The sequence below is a fragment of the Streptomyces cinnamoneus genome, assembly GCF_014650495.1.
Classification (GTDB): Bacteria; Actinomycetota; Actinomycetes; order Streptomycetales; family Streptomycetaceae; genus Streptomyces; species Streptomyces cinnamoneus.
Genome location: NZ_BMVB01000005.1, coordinates 43,232 through 62,754, shown reverse-complemented (window position 1 = coordinate 62,754; position 19,523 = coordinate 43,232). Strand labels below are relative to the sequence as shown.

The 19,523-nt window shown below is 74.4% G+C and carries 11 protein-coding genes and 1 pseudogene; 3 read left to right on the top strand and 9 right to left on the bottom strand.

Translation table 11 applies throughout. The features are described from left to right. Window positions 1-21: 21 nt before the first annotated feature. The 8 genes from IE182_RS09195 to IE182_RS09160 all read right to left on the bottom strand — a co-directional run bounded on the left by IE182_RS09195 (window position 22) and on the right by IE182_RS09160 (window position 16,254). Window positions 22-3,267, bottom strand: coding sequence for a non-ribosomal peptide synthetase (locus IE182_RS09195; RefSeq protein WP_190109204.1), 3,246 nt, complete (start codon window positions 3,265-3,267; stop codon window positions 22-24). After that, on the bottom strand, window positions 3,264-4,580 hold the full coding sequence (locus IE182_RS09190; RefSeq protein ID WP_190109203.1) for an MFS transporter: 1,317 nt from the start codon (window positions 4,578-4,580) through the stop codon (window positions 3,264-3,266). Before IE182_RS09190 ends, IE182_RS09195 begins: the two co-directional genes overlap by 4 nt. Next, entirely contained in the window at window positions 4,577-5,722 is a 1,146-nt protein-coding gene (vioD, locus tag IE182_RS09185) for a capreomycidine synthase (protein ID WP_190109202.1), read from the bottom strand. Before vioD ends, IE182_RS09190 begins: the two co-directional genes overlap by 4 nt. Further along, entirely contained in the window at window positions 5,719-6,801 is a 1,083-nt protein-coding gene (gene vioC, locus IE182_RS09180; protein WP_190109201.1) for an arginine beta-hydroxylase, Fe(II)/alpha-ketoglutarate-dependent, read from the bottom strand. The genes vioD and vioC overlap by 4 nt, the downstream gene beginning before the upstream one ends. Next, the gene (locus IE182_RS09175; RefSeq protein WP_190109200.1) at window positions 6,798-7,946 is read right to left on the bottom strand and encodes a cysteine synthase family protein; all 1,149 of its coding nucleotides are present in this window, start codon (window positions 7,944-7,946) and stop codon (window positions 6,798-6,800) included. Before IE182_RS09175 ends, vioC begins: the two co-directional genes overlap by 4 nt. Before the next feature lie 52 nt (window positions 7,947-7,998). Then, entirely contained in the window at window positions 7,999-14,505 is a 6,507-nt protein-coding gene (locus IE182_RS09170) for a non-ribosomal peptide synthetase (RefSeq protein WP_190109199.1), read from the bottom strand. 269 nt (window positions 14,506-14,774) lie between these two features. Beyond that, entirely contained in the window at window positions 14,775-15,416 is a 642-nt protein-coding gene (locus IE182_RS09165; protein WP_190109198.1) for a polysaccharide deacetylase family protein, read from the bottom strand. 370 nt (window positions 15,417-15,786) lie between these two features. After that, a complete protein-coding gene (locus tag IE182_RS09160; RefSeq protein WP_190109197.1) occupies window positions 15,787-16,254 on the bottom strand; it encodes a GNAT family N-acetyltransferase in 468 nt (155 codons plus the stop codon). A gap of 300 nt (window positions 16,255-16,554) precedes the next feature. Here IE182_RS09160 and IE182_RS31935 point away from each other — a divergent pair. The 3 genes and pseudogenes from IE182_RS31935 to IE182_RS09145 form a co-directional block, all read left to right on the top strand. Continuing rightward, window positions 16,555-16,710: pseudogene (locus tag IE182_RS31935) on the top strand (IS1380 family transposase); the annotation flags it as partial. A gap of 428 nt (window positions 16,711-17,138) precedes the next feature. Further along, window positions 17,139-17,879: a polysaccharide deacetylase family protein gene (locus IE182_RS09150; RefSeq protein ID WP_229844680.1), complete on the top strand. Its 741-nt coding sequence runs from the start codon at window positions 17,139-17,141 to the stop codon at window positions 17,877-17,879. 57 nt (window positions 17,880-17,936) lie between these two features. After that, entirely contained in the window at window positions 17,937-18,536 is a 600-nt protein-coding gene (locus tag IE182_RS09145; RefSeq protein WP_190109196.1) for a 2'-5' RNA ligase family protein, read from the top strand. Here IE182_RS09145 and bla read toward each other — a convergent pair. Continuing rightward, the gene (bla, locus tag IE182_RS09140) at window positions 18,533-19,444 is read right to left on the bottom strand and encodes a class A beta-lactamase (RefSeq protein WP_190109195.1); all 912 of its coding nucleotides are present in this window, start codon (window positions 19,442-19,444) and stop codon (window positions 18,533-18,535) included. The genes IE182_RS09145 and bla overlap by 4 nt on opposite strands. Between the last annotated feature and the right edge of the window lie 79 nt (window positions 19,445-19,523).

Below are 19,523 nucleotides of genomic sequence, written 5' to 3'. Positions count from 1 at the left end.
CGGTGGTCCTTCCTGCGGGGGTCACGACAGGTCCTGGGCGGCAAGCCGGTCCAGCGCGCGCCGGACCTCCCGGGCGAGCAGGCCGGCGGTGGCGCCGTCGACCTCACCGGGGTCGTACTCCAAGCGGCAGTGGAAGCCGGACCCCGTCGGCGCGGTGCCCTCGTGGCACACGAGCGCGAGCGGCTCCGAACCGGTCTCCCGCCACCACGTCCCCTCCGCCACGCGCCGCAGCGGCGCGTCTCCGGCCGGGGCGTCCGGGTAGTTCTGGAAGACGAAGCCCGCGGCGGGGTCCCGCACCGCCGCCGGCAGTCCGGCGGTCACGCGGTCGGGGTCGGCGGCGTCCTGCGCCAGCACGGCCGCCAGGCCCGCGTGCAGCCGCGCCAGACGCTCGCGCGGGCCGCCGGAGAGGTCGACGGGGACGGGCAGCGTCCGGGCCAGGCAGGCCACCGCCCCTTCGATGCCCGGCAGTTCGAGGTTGCGCCCCGAGGACACCACGCCGACGGGGAACGCGTTCTGCCGGAACACCGTGCCCAGTGCCTCCGCGTAGGCCAGGAGGTACCCGGCGCTCGGCGCGCAGCCGGCCGCCGTCACGGCCGTGCGCAGGGCCGCGTCCGTGCCGGGCGCCACGGCCCACTCCACGTGGGCGCGGTCACCGGGCTCGCGGCGGCCGCGCGGCAGGGCCAGAGGCTCCACCGCACGCAGGGCGGCCAGCCATTCCTCCGGCGGCCCGGGCGGGGCCGGCCGCGCGAAGCGCCGGGCCAGCTCCCGCCAGGGCAGCGGCGGCGCCGGCAGCGGCCGGAACCGCCCCGAGCGCAGCTGCGCGTACAGCGTTTCGAACTCCTGCTGCAGCAGCTCCCAGGACCAGCCGTCGGAGATCACGTGGTGCAGCGTCCACGTCAGCACGAAGCCGTCCGGCCCCAGGTCGAACGCGGCGACCCGCAGCAGGGGAGGGACGGACACATCGAAGCCCTCGCGCAGTGCCGCGTCGGCGTGCGCCCTCACCACCGCCCGGCGCTCCGCCACGTCCCCGGCAGCCGGCCGGTGCACCTCCAGCGGAACGCTCACATGCTCGGCCGTCCGCCCGCGGAAGCCGTCCGCGGTGAGCTCCACGGCGGTCCGCAGCACCTCGTGGCGCTCGGCCAGCAGGTCCAGCGCGCCGCGCAGCGCCCCGGCGTCGAACTCCTCGGCGTACTCGTGGGTTTCCTGTACGAGGCCGAGCTGTGGGGTGCGCTCGGCCAGCAGTGTTGCCACCGCCAGCCGGCGCTGTGCGGGCAGCAGCGGGAGCGGGCCGTCGGCGGCGGGGAGGCCGTCGGCGTCCGCGGTGCCCACCGGTGTCGCGGGGGCGGGCCGGGCGGTCCCGGCGCGGTCCAGGTGGTGGGCCAGCCTGCGCGGGGTCGGGTGGGCGAAGACGTCCATCGGCTGGAGGGACAGGCCCGCCGTGGCGCACGCCTGGCGCAGCCTGATCGTGGCGATGGAGTCGCCGCCGCTGCGGAAGAAGTCGTCGTCGGGGCCGAGGCCGTCGCGGCCGAGCACCTGGCGCCACAGTGTCACCAGCCGTCGGCACGTGGCGGTCACCGGCTGTCCGGCCGTCGCCGCGTCGTCGTCCGCCGTGTCCGCGAAGTCGTGCACCATTTCGGTGCACGCCCGGCGGTCCGCCTTGCCGTTGGCGGTGCGGGGCAGGGTGTCCACCAGGAGCAGCCGGGACGGGACCATGGCGGCGGGCAGCTCCCGGGCGAGGGCCGCCCGCAGGCCGGCGCCGGTGACCGGCTCCCGGGCGACCACGGCGGCGGCCAGTTTGTGGCGCCCCCGGCCGTCGTCGAGCACCACCGCGACGGCATCGGCGACCCGCGGATCGGCGCGCAGCGCCCGCTCCACGGCCGGGAGTTCCATGCGTACCCCGTGCACCTTGACCTGGTCGTCGCGGCGGCCGGTGAACACCAGCTCGCCGCCGGCGGTGCGCCGCACCAGGTCGCCGGTGCGGTACCAGCGCCCGTCGGGGCGGGTGACGAACCGTTCCCCGGTCAGGGCGGGATCGCCGAGGTAGCCGCGGGCGAGGCCGATCCCGCCGAGGAAGAGCTCCCCGTCGGCCTCGACGGGGCAGGGGTGGCCGTCGGCGTCGAGCACCAGCGCGCGCAGACCGGGCAGCGGGCGGCCGATGGGCGGCGACCCGCCCGTCACCGGGCCGGTCACCTCGTGGCTGGTGGCGTCGACGGTCACCTCGGTGGGCCCGTAGACGTTGAACAGCCGGTGCCCCTGCTGCCAGGGCCGCCACTGGTTGACCCGGGTGGCGGGCAGCACCTCGCCGGCCAGCAGCACGGCCTGCAGCCGGGGCAGGACCCGCTCGCCCTCCGCGATGCGCCGGGCGCAGTGCTCCACGACCGGTGCCCACAGGGAGGGTACGGAGTCCCAGTGCGTGACGCCCTGCCCGGCCAGCCAGTCGTACAGCAGCGCGCCGTCCACCCGCACCGCGTCGGGCACGGGCAGCAGCGTCGCACCGGCCGCCCAGGCGGAGAAGATCTGCTGGACCGAGGCGTCGAAGTGCAAGGAGGCGTTCTGCGTGACCTTGCTGTCCGGGCCGATGCCCGTCGTGTGCTCCACCCAGCGCGCCAGGTTCACCGCGCCGCGGTGCTCGACGAGGACGCCCTTGGGGGCGCCCGTGGAGCCCGAGGTGAAGACGGCGTACGCCACGTCGTCCGGCCGCGGAGGCCCCAGCGGCTCCGGCCCGGCCTCCGGCAGCGCGCCGAATTCCGCGAGGGCGCCGGTGGCGAGCCCGGCGCGCTGGAAGGGCAGGGCACGGTCGGTGAGCAGCACCGGCACCCCGGACAGCCCGAGCCCGGCCCAGCCCTCCGCATCGGTCACCACCGCCGCGAGACCGGCCCGCCGGGCGATCTCCCGCAGCCGCGGCGCCGGGGCGGACGGGTCGAGCGGTACGTACGCGCCGCCCGCGGCGAGCACCCCGAGCAGGGCCGGGTAGACCGGCAGGGTGCGGTGGGCGACCACGCCGACGCGCAGTTCGTCGCCGGCGGGCAGCGCGGCGGCCCAGGCGGCCACGCGGGCCGCGCCGCGGGCCAGTTCGCGGTAGGACAGCTCCTGGCCGCCGACGCGCACCGCGACGGCGTCCGGTGTCCGCTCCGCTTGGTCGAGGACCAGGCGGACCAGGGTCGTCTCGCAGTCCCAGGAGGGCCCTGGGCCCGCCAGGACGGCGGGGGAGGACCTCCGCTCGTCTTCGGTGCGCAGGTCCCAGGTGGTGAAGTCCAGATCCGTCATCGGTCGCTCCCTGGCCGGGTCAGCAGTGGTCGGTCGGCGGACGCGTCCGGCGGTGCGGCGCCGCTCCCGGCGGGCGGCGCGTCCCCCTCGCGCAGGCCGCGGCCGACGAGGGCGTAGCAGGCGAGGACGAGCAGGACGCCCTCGAACACCAGGAGGGTGTGCCGGGAGCCGAATCGGTCCAGCAGCGCGCCGGTGAGGGCGTAGCCGAGCGGCAGGCTGCTCTGCGAGAGGAAGGTCATGAAGCCCTCCACCCTGCCGAGCTGGTCGTCGCGGACCTGGCTCATCAGGTACTTCATCTGGATCACGTTCAGCACCGCGACCTGCCCGGCCACCAGGCCCCACACCGCGCCGATGCCCCAGGGCGGCAGGCCGAGCAGCAGCAGCGGGAACAGTGCGGCGGTCAGCCAGTGCTTGCCGACGACCGCCGTCCGCAGCCCCAGCCGCGACTCGACGCGCGGCGCGAGCGCCGCGCCGAGCAGGCTGCCGACGCCGGCCGCGGTGAAGACGGTGCCCACCTGGAACCCGGACGCGCCGCTGTCCTTGGCGAGCACGATCAGCAGCAGTCCGATGCCGGCGAACAGGAAGTCGCCGACGGCGGTGAGCACGGTCAGGGTGCGCACCAGCGGCAGCCGTGCGGTGATGCGCATGCCCGCCGTCAGCTCGCGCCGCCAGTGCAGCGGCGGCGGCGTGCCGTCGGGGCCGAGCCGGGAGCGGATCGCCAGGATGGCCAGGGTGATGGCCACGAACGACAGCGCGTCGAGGAAGAACGGCGCGGCCGGGCTCATCGACTCGAACATCAGGCCCGCCAGGGGCGGGGCGAGGAGCGCCGAGGTGCCCCAGATCGTCTCGCTCTGGCTCGCCGCCTCGCCCAGTTTGTGCCGTCCGGTGATGCCCGGCAGCGCTGCCGTGTTGGCGATGCGATAGGTGGTGGAGGCCAGGCTGTTGACGAACGCCACGACGTACAGCTGCGGCAGGCTCAGCCCGTCCGCCAGGTACGCGAAGGGCACCGTGACGATCGAGGCCATGCTCAGCAGGGACGCCCCGACCATGAGGACGCGCCGTGAGACGCGGTCCACGAGCATGCCGATCGGCAGGCTCAGCAGCAGCGGCGGGATCGCCTCCACGCTGCCCACGAGGCCCGCCTGGAGGGGGGAGGAGGTGAGCATGAGCACGATCAGCGGCAGGGCCACGGCGGTGACCTCGTCACCGATGGCGCTGAGCATCGTGCCGCCCCACCACAGCCGGAAGTCCCGGTTCTGGCGCAGCCGGGAGGGCTTTCCGGCGGCCGTGTCCTCGGTGGCCCGGTAGCTCACCCGGCCTCACCCCGTGACGGCGGCCCGGCCAGCTCTTCGGAGATCGCCTCCAGTCCCCGCAGCAGATCGCCCTCCGGGCAGGAGAAGCCGATCCGCATCCGGTCCGGGTGGCCGAAGCAGCTGCCGGGGACGGCCAGTACGCCGTGCCGCGCCAGCAGCCGCTCGCACAGCTCCGTGGTGTCGGTGACGCCGCGGAACCGGGGGAAGGCCGTGACCCCGCCCCGCGGCACCGGGCACTCCACCGCCCCGTCCGTTCTCCGCGCCCACTCCAGCAGCAGGTCGCGGCCCCGCCGGGCCCCGGCCAGGCGGGGGGCGATCAGCGTGTCCGCGTGCTCCACGGCGACCGCCGCCAGCAGCTCGGTCAGCGGGGACAGGCTCAGCGTGAGGTAGTCGCGCATGCGCACCAGCCCGGGGGCCAGTTCCGCGGGCAGCACGCACCAGCCGACCCGCAGCCCGGGCAGCCCGTACGCCTTGGACAGGGTGCCGAACGACAGGCACCGGCCGATGTCCCGCGAGGGGTCCGGCAGCGGCGGGTGGTCGTAGACCAGGTCGGTGAGGGCGCCGTCCCACAGCAGCGTCGCGCCGCTCGCCTCGACGAGTTCCAGCAGCTCCGTACGGCCCGCCGGGTCCACACAGGCCCCCGTCGGATTGTGCGGGAAGTTCACCACCACCAGCCGGGTGCGGGCGGAGAGCACCGCCCGCAGGTCCGCGAGGTCCGGCACGAAGCCGTTCTCCGGCCGCAGCGGCCAGGGCCGCAGCACCGCGCCCACCGAGGCGGCCAGGGCCGACAGCGAGTGGTACGCCGGGTCCGGCACCACCACCTCGTCCCCGGGCCGGACCAGCGCGTTGAGCGCGAGGAACAGCGCCTCGCTGGAGCCGTGCGTGGTCATCACCACCTGGCCCGGCCCCGGGTGCACCCGGGCCGCGACGGCCGCGCGCAGCCGCTCCGCGCCCAGCGCCGGGCCGTCGCGGAACATCAGCGCGTCCAGCTCCCCGTCGCGCAGCCCGGGGTCGAGCGCGCGCAGGTCGCCCAGCGTGTAGTTGTGCACCCCGCTGCTGCTGATGTCGGTCTCCGCCTGGAAGTACCGCTCGCGCAGCCAGTCCTCCAGCGCGGCGGCCGGCACGTTCAGGGGGCCGCTCATTGCGCCGCCCCCAGCACCCGGGACTCGGCGCTGGACCGCACCACCCGCGAACGGCGCAGGTCACAGGTGACGTTGATGCGCTTCAGCCAGCGGTCGCGGCCGTCGTAGCGCGGCTGGAAGGAACGCCTGCCGTGCACCGCCCGGCGGTTGTCGATGAACGCCACGTCGCCGGGGCCGAGCACCACGTCGTACAACGCGGCGTCCACGCGCTCCCGCAGCCGCTCCAGGGCCCGGGCCGCCTCGTCGTCGCCGGCGACCGGGCCGCTGAAGTCGCTGTCGACGCGCAGCTGGGGGGCGGCGCGGTGGCCGGTGAGGATCGGCACCGGCACCGGGGCGCGCACCGCCCGGGCGATCTCCTCGAACTCCGGGGCGGACGGGCGCGGCGCGGAGTTGTTGACGGGAAGGTGCGAGTCGTCCGGGCGGATGAGGAAGCGGTCCTGGAAGAGCAGGTCGATCGTCTCCTGGTCCAGGTCGTCCAGGGGCGCCCCCGCCAGGGTCGTGGCCACGCCGTCGGGGTTGCGCAGCGAGAACAGGCCCACGTAGTCGGCCCGGTAGGGGGAGAAGGCGTCCTCGGTGTGCCAGCCCAGCTCCTGCCGGCTGCTGGAGCTGACGAGGCTGTGCTCCGCGCCCCGGGTCGGCAGGACGTCGGTGACCACCCGCCCGTCCTGCTGGGTCGCCCAGCCGAAGACGTCGCCGAGCATGCTCGCGTAGAGCACCAGCAGGAAGGCGAAGGGCCGGGAGCCCGGCGTACGGGCGTGGCGCCAGTGCCCGGGAGTGGGCCCCAGCAGCGCGTCGTCGACGACGTTGCCGCGCAGCAGCAGCGCGTGCGGGCGCTCGTCCAGCCGCGCCCGGCCGAGGAACGTCCGTATCCGCCTGGGCAGCTCGTGGGCGATGACGGGGGCGTCGGCCAGGAAGGCGGCGGCGTCGGAGCCGGGGTAGTCGCGGGCGCACGCGGCCGCCAGCGCCAGGGCGTCGGCCGCCTCCCGGGCGGACAGCGACAGCTCGCCGTGCCGTCCGGGAGGCTCGCCTCCCGCGGGCGACGGAGCCCTGCCGTCGTGTGTCGTGGGGGATACGGTCATCGCGGTACGTCCTCCTCGGATGGCGCGGTGCGGGCCGCCGCCTCGGCGGTGCTCCCGGTGGTCCCGGTGTGTCCGGCGGCCCCGGCCCGGAAGCCGGGGCAGGCGGCGCCCGTCCGGTGCCGCAGCCGGCCGGCGTCGGCGGGCAGGCCGATCCGGTCGAGCCAGGCGGGGTGGTAGACGGTGGGGGCGTAGTTGTCGCCCAGGTCGGGGCAGAGGCACAGCGCGTGCCGCACCTCGGGGTGGCGGTAGAGGTAGTCGAGCGCGCCGGCCAGCACCGCGCCGCTGGAGCCGCCCACCGCGATCCCGGTGTCCTCCCGCAGCGTGTGGCAGCAGGCGACGGCCCGCCGCTCCTCCACCAGCAGGACCGCGTCGCAGTCGGTGTCGTCCAGGAACGCCGACCGCCGGCTGGCGCCGATCCCGGTGAGCGCCCGCGGGCGGGGCACCCCTCCGAAGACCGTCGAGCCCCGCACGTCCACCGCGACGATCCGCAGGTCCGGCCGGGCGCGCCGGAAGTAGCGGGAGAGCCCGGCCAGCGTGCCGCCGGTGGACACCCCCGCGAACAGCGCCTGCGCGCTCGCGCCGGCCTGCGCGTCGAGCTCCGGGGCGGTCCACGACTCGTGGACGCGCCAGTTGGCTTCGTTCTCGTACTGGTTGGGCCACACGGCGTGCGGCAGGTCCCGCACCAGCTCCCGCACCCGCGCGAGCCTGTCCTGCAGGTGGGTGGCGGCGTCGTCCGGGGTCTTGACCCAGTCCAGCTCGCCGCCGTTGTCCTCGATCGTCTTCTGGATCACCGGCGACTGCCGCTGGTCCACGACGGCGATGAACCGCAGCCCCAGGTCCCGGCAGATCGCCGACAGCGCGAGCCCGAGATTGCCCGAGGTCGACTCGACGACGGTGGCGCCCGGCACGGTGAGCTCGCCCGCCACCGACCGGATGAGGCTCAGCGCCGTCCGGCCCTTGACGGACCGCCAGGGCGAGTGTCCCTCCAGCTTGAGGGTGATGGTGCGGGGGATGCCGGCGATCTCGGTGCGCACCGTACGGACCGGTACGACCGGGTAGTCGGCGACGGCGCGGCGTACGTAGTCGAGCACGGGGTTGGTGGGATCGGTGGTGGCCGCGGTGACCGGCGGCGGTATGGGTGACAACTCCTCGCCCTCGTCTCAGTCCTGTGAATCCCGTCAGTGCCGTCGGTGCCGTTCAGTCCCCCAGATCCGGCGGGAGGTCCGGATCGGCGAGCAGCCCCAGGAGCACGGCCTCCCACCGGTTGCGGATGCGGGTCGTGCGTGCGCGGTCGAAGCGCTGCGGCTGGTGCTCGAAGACACCCACCAGCCCCTGCGGGGTGTCGAACACCTCCAGCAGCAGGCCGAACTTGGCGCTGCCGTTGAACCCCGGCTCCACGGGCGTCACCTCGACGCCCTCCAGATGCAGCGGTGTCCGCGTGTCCAAGTAGGAGAAGGCGACGTCGGCGGCCAGGGCCTTGCCGTGGGAGCGGCGCCCGCCCAGCTCGTCGACGATCGCGTCGAAGGAGACCTGGGCGTGGTCCAGGACCCGCCGCCAGGCCGCCCCGACGGAGGCGACCGCCTGCCGGGCCGTGCCCCCGTGGTGCCTGCGGACCCGCAGCGGCACGTGATTGATGAACAGTCCCACGAGCTCCGCGACCCGCTGGTCGTCCCGGCCCGCCAGCTCCACGCCGATCAGCTGCTCGGCGGGCCCTTCGGCGGTGACGGCCAGCGCGAACGCGGTCAGCGTCAGGACGAACGGGCTCACCCCGAGGGCGGCCGCCACGTCCCTCAGCCGAGCCGACAGCTCCGCGCCCAGCGGCACGGCCCGGCTCTCGCCCCGCCGCGTGTCGCCCGCGCCGGCCACCGCCGGAGCTTCGGGCAGCCCGGCCAGCTCCTGGCGCCAGAAGTCGAGATGGGGCCGGTAGGCGCCGGCCGCGACGCGCTCGCTCTCCCAGCACGTGTAGTCGGTGAAGGAGAGCCCGGGCAGCTCCGGCCGCCCGCCCTCGCCGGTGGCGTGCAGCCGGTAGAGGGCGCCGAGGTCCCGCCACAGCACGTCGAACGACCAGCCGTCCACGACCAGGTGATGCGCGGTGAACAGGAACAGCCACTCCTCGTCGGCCACCCGCGCCAGCACCGTCTCCACCAACGGGCCGTCCAGGTCGAACACCCGCCGCGCGGCGGCGCCGAGCAGCTCGCGCACCCCCGCCTCGTCCGCGCCGCGCACATCGGCCCGGCGCAGGCCCACCGGCTCCGCGGCCACCACCAGCTCGGGATGCTCCCCGCCCACGACCCGCGTGCGCAGCGCGCCGTGCCGCAGCAGCAGCTCCTCCAGCGCGGCTTCGAAGGCACGCTCGTCCAGCGGCCCGCGCAGCCGGAACGCCTCCGGCACGGTGTAGGCGGCGGTGCCCGGCCACAGCTGCTCGTCGACCCACACGCGACGCTGCGCGGCGGACAACGGCGCCCGGTCCAGGCCCCGGGGCCGCAGGCCGTCACCGCCCGCCGGGCCCTGCGCGGGCACGCCGTCGGGCAGGGCCGCGGCCAGGTCCCGCAGCACCGGGTGACGCAGGAACAGCGTCAGCGGCACCCGCACCCCCAGCTCGCTGCGGACCCGTGCGGACAGCGTGGCGACGAGCAGCGAATGACCGCCCAGCGCGAAGAAGTTGTCGTCCGGGCCCACCTCGGCGACGCCGAGCAGCTCCCGCCAGATGCCGGCCAGCACCCGCTCGGTGCGGCCGTCGAGCCCCGCGCCGGCACCCTCGTGCGGGCGTTCCGTCTCCCGCGCGGGCCCGGCGGACGCCGGGTCGGGCAGTGCCGCGCGGTCCAGCTTGCCGTTGACCGTCAGCGGCAGAGCGGCGAGGGTGACGACCGACGCCGGCACCATGTAGCCGGGCAGCCGCCCGGCCAGGGCCTCGCGCAGCCCCGCATCGACGCCGTGCGGGCCCGCGTCCGTGACCGCGTAGGCGACCAGGTGCGCCGCCTCCGGGCTCTCGGCCCGCCGGACCACCGCCACGGCCGCGCTGACCCCCGGCTGCTCGCACAGCACACCCTCGATCTCGCCCAGCTCGATGCGGTGCCCCCGCAACTGCACCTGGAAGTCGCTGCGCCCCTGGAAGTCCAGCAGCCCCTCCGCCGTGAACCGGCCCAGGTCGCCGGTGCGGTACATGCGCGCGCCGGGCGGCCCGTACGGGTCGGGCAGGAACCGCTCGGCGGTCAGGGCCGGACGGCCCAGGTAGCCGCGGGCGACCGGGTCGCCGGAGACGTAGAGCTCACCGGTGACGCCCCACGGCACCGCCCGGAGCGCCTCGTCGAGGACGTACACCCGGGTGTTGGGGAAGGGCCGGCCGATGGGCAGCCGGTCGGTGCCGGTGCGGCCGCGGCAGTCGAAGTCCGTCATCTCCACCGTGGTCTCGGTGGGGCCGTACATGTTGCGCAGCTCGGCGCCGAGCAGCTCCAGGCAGCGGCGCGCGGTCTCCACCGGCAGCGTCTCGCCGCTCGTCATCACCTGGCGCAGGCTCGGGCAGCGGCCCGGGCCCTCCAGGGTCTCCAGGAGGACGTGCAGCATGCTGGGCACGAAGTGGACGACCGTCACCCGCTCCCGTTCGATCACCTCGACGAGATGGTCCGGGTCCGCGTGCCGCCCGGGCTCGGCCACCACGAGCGTGGCTCCCGTGCACAGCGCCCAGAACACCTCGCGGACGGAGACGTCGAAGGACAGCGGCGACTTCAGCAGCAGCCGGTCCTCGCCGGTGAGCGCGAACGCCTCCTGCAGCCGCGCCAGGTAGTTGACGACGCTGTGGTGTTCGACCATCACGCCCTTGGGGCGCCCGGTGGAGCCCGAGGTGTAGATGACGTAGGCCAGGTCGCAGGGGCGTGGGAGCGGCCCGGGCGCGGTCGTGGGCAGCTCCCGCGACGCGTCGGGGCCGTCGACGAGGAACAGCGCGGGGGCCGCGTCCGCCAGCGAGTCCGCGAGGGCGCGCTGGGTGACGACGAGCCGGGCGCCGCTGTCGGCGATCAGCCGGGCGATGCGCCCGGGCGGGTTGTCGGGCTCGACCGGCACGTACCCCCCGCCGGCCTTGAGCACGCCGAGCACCGCGGTGAGCACCTCCGTGCTGCGCCGCAGACACACCACCACCGGGGTGTTCGCGCCGACGCCGCGCTTGCGCAGGGCGTGGGCCAGCCGCGAGGAACGCTCGTCCAGCTCGGCGTAGCTCAGGCTGTCGCCGCCCGCCCCTGAGGTGACGGCGGTGCGGTGCGGGGTCAGCCGGGCCTGGCGGGCGAACAGCCCCGTCACGGTCCCGTCCGCGGGCAGCGGCCGCGCGGGGCCCGTGCCCAGCTGCAGCACCTCGCGCCGCTGACCGGCGGGCAGCAGGGGCAGCTCGCCCACCGCGGTCCCGGGCGCCTGGGCCGCAGCCGACAACAGGGTCGCGAGCTGGCCGGTCCACCGCCGCACCGACTCCGCCGCGAAGACGTCGGTGCTGAACTCCACGCTGACAGGCAGCCCCTCCTCGCCCGGCGGGCGGAAGGTGAACAGCGCGTCGCTCTGCGCGGAGCCGTCGTCCGTCTCCAGGGGCCGCGCGGTCAGCCCCGGGAAGGCGGGGATGTCCGGGAAGTCGTCGTACAGGGCGATCACCTGGAAGACCGGGGTGCGGCGGGCGTCCCGCGGGACGCCCAGCTTCTCCACCACGCGGGCGAACGGGGCCGCGGAGTGCTCCATCGCCCCCAGCAGGCTCTCCGCGGCCCGCTCCACCACGGTGGTGAAGGGCGTGCCGGGGCCGACCTGCCAGCGCAGGGCCACCGAGTTCAGGCACAGCCCCACGAGGTCGTCGACCTCGGCGTCGAACCGGCCGGCGACGGCGCTGCCGATCACCGTGTCGCGATGGCCGCCGCTGCGGTGCAGGAGCGCGCTCAGCCCGGCCAGCAGGATCACGAACGGCGTCGTGCGGTGGCGTGCGGCCAGGCGCCGTACGGCGTCGGCGGCCTCAGGCCCCAGGTCCAGCCGCAGGGTGGCGCCGCGGCCGGTGCGCTGCGCGGGCCGGGGGCGGTCCAGCGGCAGCGTCACCTCCTCGGGGGCGCCGCGCAACGCGGTGGTGAAGTGGGCGAGGTGGCGGTCGGTGACGCCCTCGCGCTCGTTGCGGCGCTCGATCTCCAGGTAGCGCTCGTAGCCGACGCGGGGCGGCTCCGGCGCCTCCCGCCCCGCGGTACGGGCGCCGTAGTGGGTGGCGAGGTCGCTCAGGATCAGCTCGGTCGACCAGCCGTCGGCCACGATGTGGTGGAGCACGACGACCAGCAGATGGGCCGGGGGCACGGCGGGTCCGCCGGCCGTCAGCGGAACGAGCACCGGCCGGAAGAGCGGACCGGCGGCGAGGTCCAGGCCGGCGATCTCCTCGCGCGCCACCCGCTCCAGCACCCGGTCGACGTCCCCGTCCGGCTCGGGCGGGGCCGGCCGCAGCCGCAGTGCCGCGGCGGGCACCTCGGCGCGCACCGGTGTGCCGTCGCGTTCGGGAAAGCACGAGCGCAGCGAGTCGTGCCGGGCGACGACCGCGTCCATCGCCCAGGCCATGGCCTCGGCATCCAGCTCGCCCGTCAGGTGCAGCGCGAGCGTGATCGCGTACTCGGCGGGGGAGTCCGTCATCTGCGCCAGCAGCCACATGCGGTGCTGGGCGGCGGACAGCTCACCCTCCGGGACGTCGGAGGAGACGCTTGCGGTGTCCTCCGGTCCCGGGCCGCGCAGGGCCGCGGCCAGGAGCGCCGGGGTCTGGTGCTCGAAGACGAGACGGACGCCCAGGCCCGGGTCGAAGGCCGAGCGGAGCTTGGCGACGAGACGGGTCGCGTGCAGCGAATTGCCGCCCCGGGCGAAGAAGTTGTCGTCCGGGCCGATCCGGGTGCCGCCCAGGACGTCCGTCATCGCCTCCAGCACGGTCCGCAGCACCGGGTCCCCGGCCGCCCGGGGGCCCGGTTCGTCCGCCGCCGGCGGGGGCGGGACGGCGAGCCCGGCCAGCGCCGTCCGGTCGATCTTCCCGTTGGGGGACAGCGGCAGCGCGGCGATCCGCTGGAGCCGGGCCGGCACCAGGGGGGCCGGCAGGCGCCGCGCGAGGAAGTCGCGCAGTGCCCCGGGCTCGGCCCGCTCGCCGGTGAAGAAGCCGGTCAGCGCGGCCTGTTCGCCCTCTCCCGTCACGACGACCGCGGCGTTGCCGACCTCCGCGAAGGCGTTCATCGCGGCCTCGATCTCGCCCGGTTCGATCCGCCGCCCGTGCAGCTTGACCTGGTGGTCGATGCGCCCCAGTAGCAGCAGGTCACCGTCATCCACCAGCCGGCCCAGGTCCCCGGTGCGGTACAGCCGGCTGCCGGGCGGGCCGAACGGGTCGGGAACGAACCGCTCGGCGGTCAGCGCCGCCCGGCCGTGGTAGCCCCGGGTGACGCTGGCGCCGCCGAGGAAGACCTCGCCCTCCGCGCCCGCGGGCACCGGACGCATCCGCTCGTCGAGCACGTGGCAGGTGGCGCCCGCCATCGGACGGCCGACGAGCACGGGGCCGTCCGCCAGGTCGCGCGGGGCCGCCCACCAGGTGGAGTCGACCGACACCTCCGTCGCCCCGTAGAGGTTCACGAGCTCGCACGGCAGCCGCCGGTGCACGGCCTCCACGAGGGCCGGGTCCAGCGCCTCCCCGCTCACGAAGATCCGCCGCAGTCCGGCACACCGCCGCGGGTCGAGCCCGTCGGCGAACGCCCGCAGCAGGGAGGGAACCATGTGCAGGGAAGTGACCTGCTGTTCCTCGATGAGCTCGCTCAGATGGCGGGCGTCGGTGTGGCTGCCGGAAAGCGGCAGTACGGTGGCGCCTCCGGAGAGAAGGGGCAGGAATATCTCGTAGACGGAGACGTCGAAGGAGAGCGACGTCGCCTGCAGCATTCGGTCCCCGGGACCCATCGGGAAGTGGTGCAGCATGCCGCGCAGATAACTGACGATGCCCCGGTGCTCGACCATGACGCCCTTCGGCAGTCCGGTCGACCCCGAGGTGTAGACGACGTACGCCAGGTGCTCCGGCCGGGGCGCGGGCGCCGGCGGGGTGAGCGGGTGGTGCGCGAAGGAACTCTCGCTGCCGTCGACCTCGATCACCCAGGGCCCCTGCCCGTCCCCGCCCGGGACGCGGTCGCGCAGGGCCCCGCGCACCAGGACCACGCCGGCCCCGGAGTCGTCCAGCATGTGCCGGACGCGCGCCGCCGGGTAGGAGGGATCGACGGGCACGAAGGCCCCGCCGGCCTTGAGCACCGCGAGCAGGGCGACGACCAGCTCCGGGTCGCGCTCCAGCATCACGGCGACCGGCGTCTGACTGCCCACCCCGCGGGCCCGCAGCTCGTGCGCGAGCCGGGTGCTGCGCTGCTCCAACTGCGCGTAGCTCAGGCTCTTCCCGTCGTGGACGACCGCGACGGCACCGGGCGTCGCGGTCGCCTGCGCGGTGACGAGCCCGGACAACGTCCCCGGGTCCCCGCCGGCCGGACCGTCCGCGGCCGAGGACGCCGGTGCGCGGAACCCGTCGCGGAACTCGTCGGGCAACTCGTCCCGGAATTCCTCGCGCTCCTCGGGGTCCTCGCGGAATGGTGCGCCGATTCCGCTGGTGCCGGAACGGGCGGTGCGTGTTGTTTCCGGTAATTCCCGTGCGTGGTCCGCCGGGGAATCCGGCGTGGAAGTGTGGCGTACGGCGTCCATATAGGGAGGCTCCCCAATGATCTCGTCGTGCGGCGGCGAAATCAATGATGAAGTCCCGGGAACCGGCGATCAATTGTCCTTTCGGACCGTTGGTACATACATCCGGGGGTGACCGGACGGCGCCCCGGCCGGGGGATGCGGACCCCTACCGTGGTAGCGGTGGCCATGCGACCGGGGCAGCAGGAAGGGTGGGCTGGGTGCGCGGCGGCGAAGGCCCGCAAGAAGTAGGCCGCGCCGCCGCCGGCTGCAGGCCGGTGACGCCGGGACGGTCAGCCGATGAGGGGGGCGAGCGAGGTGTAGTCGTAGCCCTGGCCGTCGATGGCCTCGATCAGGTGGGGCAGGGCCGTCGCGTCCACGGTGGAGGGGTCGGCCGTGCTCGTGCGGCCGACGTGCATGAGGACGATGGCGCCCGGGGTCAGGGCCTCCATGACGCGGGCGATGACGGTATCGGTGGTGGCCCCGGCGGCGGCGCCCTTCCAGCCCACGGTGTCCACCGTCCAGCGGACGCAGACGTACCCCTCGGCGTTCACCTCGTCGGTGCACTGCCGGTCGACCGCGCCGAACGGAAAGCGGAACAAGGGGGCGGGAGCCCGCCCGATGGCCCTTTCGATGGACCGGTCCGCCGCACGGAGTTCCCGTACGCGTTCGTCGTGCGTGAGCTTGGGGAATTCGGGGTGGGTCAGGGAGTGGTTGCCCACCGGGTACGCGCGGCCGATGCGGCGGGCCGCTTCGGCGTGGTCCGAGGCGAAGCGGCCGGTCATGAAGAACGTCGCGGGCAGTGCGTGCGCCTCAAGGGCTGCCAGCACCTTGTCGACGCCGTCCGGGCTGCTGCCGCAGTCGAAGGTCAGCGCCACCTTCTTCTCGCTGATCGGCAGCCTGGCGAAATCCTGCCCGGCCAGCGGTCCGGTCACGGGCGGCCGGCCCTTCGCGGCCCCGGGCAGCGCCGAATCCTTCCCGTGGCCGAAGGCCGGACCGGCGGCACCTGCCGCCGCCACCGCCCCGGCGGCAGCCGCCAGGCGCAGGAGCCCCCGCCTGGTCGGCCCACCGCCGGGTGAGCCGGCGGGCTTCCGCCGTCCGTGGCCGGCAATGCGACGCATTGACCTCGCGCTTTCAGCAGAGTGCGACGTCTGCTCATGATCAAAAAGCAGGAGCGCTCCTCCGACCTGGGAGGATCGGGTATTCCGATGAATCTACTTGCCTCAAGCTGGGGGCACTTGTCAGGTGATGGAGCCCGGGGTGTCTCCGCGATGCTCCCAGGCTGGGCGGAACGGCCCATGGATCTCAGGTGAGAGCGAGGAGCACTTCGTCGATCTCACCGCCGCGTGCTTGGCCGAATCCCCTGCCATGCCCGGTGATCACAAAGCCACACTTTTCCAGTACGCGGATCGAGCCTGCGTTATCGGCTGCTGCGTGGGCATGCAACGGCCGGGTTCTGACGAGATCGACCAGCACCGTGAGCGCCGCTGTGGCGATGCCGCGGCCCCAGTGATTTCGGCCGATCCAGTAGGTGACCTCGCGTTCGTTCGGCGGCCCGTACACCGCAGCATGGCCGACCACCTCATCGTCGGCGAGCACAGTACGCATCAGGACATCGGGGTTGGAACGGATCCTGGCCCAGTAGCTGTCGAAGAGCGCCCTGTCGTAGTGGTACTTCCTGGTGACCGCGGCCACGTGTTGCGCCTCGGGATCAGAGAGGTGCTCCCAAAATGTGGGCAGATCACTATCGAGTACTTCGCGGAGGGAGATCATTTCGGTGGTGGCTCCTGCGGCTGGTCGAGGACGTGGTACTTCGTCGAGTGCGGCGTCCGATAGCTGATCAAATTCAGTGAGTGTACTCCTGGCCTGGGAGGATGACACGTGTCGAAGGCTCTGTCCGCAGCAGGAAGTAGGCGCGCTCCAGGTGAAGAAGAGTTGTGGGTGCTATCCGTCTGTCCTTGTCGAGGGCAACGGCCGCGGGGTGGTCTCGCAGGCCGGGGCGGCGCTGCTGGTCGGGACGGTCCGCAAGCCCGGGCTGGACGGTGCGATATCGGCGGCATCGGCGCCGTGGCGCAAGGGCCCGGCAACGCAGGCTCCAACACCGCAAGCGATCACATCGAAACCACCCGGCTCGCCCTGGCCCAACTCCCCACCCACCTGCGGCGGGGACGGCAGACCCTGATCCGCACCGACTCCGCCGGCGGCACCCACGCCTTCCTCGACTGGCTCACCGCCGCCGGGCACGCTGCGAGGACCGCATCCGAAACACCCGCGACACCGGCCTGGGCCACCAACCCGCACCGCCACCGGAGAGCGGAACCCGGCGCCCACCCTGCGCGACAACCGGGCCCTCACCCTGCCCCACCACCAGAAAGCCGTCATCCGCACAAGCAAAAGTCCCTGTCAGCGAACCGACGAGGACTCATGAACGGTCGAGGTTGATCCGCCTTTCGCGCAGGAGGAGCCGACGGGAACGCCCCAGAGCTGCCCTCAGGTGTGCACGGGCATGCAGCCGCCACTCGAACGAGGAGGGAGAAACGATCCCCGCGTCGTCGGAAGAGCGCGGGGCACCGGCCCGGCATCCAACTCCCGCCCGGTACCGCCCTGTAGCGTGCCGTGTGATCCTTTTCCCGAAGTCATCGCGGTGGGCCGTCCGTGTGCTGTCCGCCCTCGTGACGGCGGTCCTGGCCGCGGGTACGACAGTCGGCCCCGCTGCCGGACAGGACGAGCCCCTGGACCCGCCGCACGCCCTCTACGGCTCCGAGAACCGCACGATGCGCACACAACGGCACGTGGTCGCCCTGACGTTCAACGCCGCCTGGCACGACGCGGGGATCGACGCGGTGCTGAACGAGCTGCACCGGCGCCACGTTCCGGCGGCCTTCTTCCTGACCGGTGACTTCGCCGAACGGCATCCGGCCGTCGCCCGGTCCCTCGCGGCGGCCGGGCACGGCATCGGCAACCACTCCTACAGCCACCCGCACTTCGAAACCCTGACACCGGGGGAGCGCGCGGTGGAGGTGCTGAAGGCCGACCGCGCGATCCGGTCCGCGACCGGCGTGGAGCCACTGCCGTTCTTCCGCTTCCCCTACGGGGACACCGCCCCCCAGCGGATCGCCGAGGTCAACGCCCTCGGCTTCGCCGACATCGAGTACACCGCGGACACCAAGGGCTACCTCGGCACGGGGGGCGGCATGTCCGTGCAGAAGGCCGTCCGGCGGGCGCTGGACGCGCTGCGGCCCGGGGCGATCCTGCAGATGCACGTCGGCATGCCGGACGGACAGGACTCCGTGCTCGACGCGCAGGCACTGCCCGTGCTCATCGACGCCCTCCACGCGCGCGGCTACGGGATCACCGACCTGCGCGACGTCCTCCGCCCTTCCGACGGCCGGTCCTAGCGGCGGTGCGCGCCCCGCCGACTCGTGCGATGCGGGCGCGGCCCGGACCATGGCAGTGTGGACGGGAACCCGGTCTTCGGCGGAGCCGAGCCGGTGGACGTGCTCGACGTGGCGCCCACGGCCCGGACGGCGGTGGCGTGGCTGCCGCCGCAGGAGTTGTGGCCGGCGATCCAGGACATCCGCTGGGAGCACGATCCGCAGGTACGGCGGTGGCCGCCGCACGTGAACCTGCTGTTCGGCTTCGTACCGGAGGAGGAATTCGCGCGGGCCGTGCCGCTGCTGTCCGCCGGGGCGGCGGACAGCGCGGCGTTCACGGCGCGTCTGGCCGGCGTGCGGTACTTCCGGCACCGGCACCACGCGACGGTGTGGCTCGATCCGGCAGCGGCGGGCCCGGCACCGTGGGCCCGCCTCCACCGGGCGCTGGGGCAGCCGTTCCCGCTGTGCCGTGGGCGCGACCGCCGCTTCACCCCGCACCTGTCCCTCGGCCGTACTCAGGACCCGCAGCCCCTGGCCGCCGAGTGCGCCGTCCGGCTCGGCTCCCTGTCGGCCGTGGTCAAGGAGGTGGTCCTGCTCTCCCGGCGCGGCGAGGAGCCCATGCGGCCCCGGGCCGTGATCACGCTGGGCACGGGCGAGGTGCGCCGGCTGCCGGAGGGCTAGCGGGCGAGGGCCTTGACGGCGGCTTCGGCGGCCTTGGCGATGAGCGTGTCGTCCGGTTTCGCGTCCTTGGTCGTGCGGCTGGAGAAGACGGCGATGACGATCGGGGCGGCCTTGGGGGGCCAGAGGACGGCGATGTCGTTGCGCGCGCCGTAGCCCCCCGATCCCGTCTTGTCGCCCACCTCCCAGCCGCGCGGGACGCCGGCGCGGATGAGCTTGTCACCCGTGGTGTTCCGCTTGAGCCAGTCGGTCAGGAGCGCCCGCTTGTCCGGGGCGAGGGCATCGCCGAGGACGAATGCGCGCAGGTCGGTGGCCATGGCGCGCGGGGTGCTGGTGTCCCGGGGGTCGCCGGGGGTGGCTTCGCTCAGGTCGGTTTCGTACCGGTCGGCCCGGGTGACGCGGTCGCCGACCGCGACGAGGGCGTCCTGCAGGCCCTTGGGGCCACCGAGTTCGTCGAAGAGGAGGTTGGCCGCGCCGTTGTCGCTGTAGCGGACGGCGGCGTCGCACAGTTCGCGCAGGGTCATGCCGCTGTCGACGTGCTGGGCGGTGACCGGCGAGTGGCCGACCGGAACGTCGCTGCTGTACCGCACGTGCCGGTCGAGCTGCTGGAGCGTGTTCTTCTTCAGCATGGCGGCGGCAAGGAACGCCTTGCAGACGGAGGCGTAGGCGAAACGCTCGTCGGGCCGGTGGGCGACGGTCCGGCCGCTGCCGGTGTCGACGGCGAAGACGCCCAGCCGGGCCTCGTACGCCGTCTCCAGCTCACCGAACGCGCGCTCGGCGTTCTGGCCGGCGCCACGCGATGCGGTGGGCGGCGCGGAGGCGGGAGTGGCGGTCCGGCACCCGGTGAGGGGAACGACTGCGAGCCCGGTCAGGGCGGCGAGGACGGAGCGCCTCGTGGGGGATGCGTTCATGGCGTGATGGCCTTTCGGATCGGCGGTCGGCTGAGGTCGGCTGGGGTCGGTGGTGGTCGCGGTGGTCGGTGACGGCCCG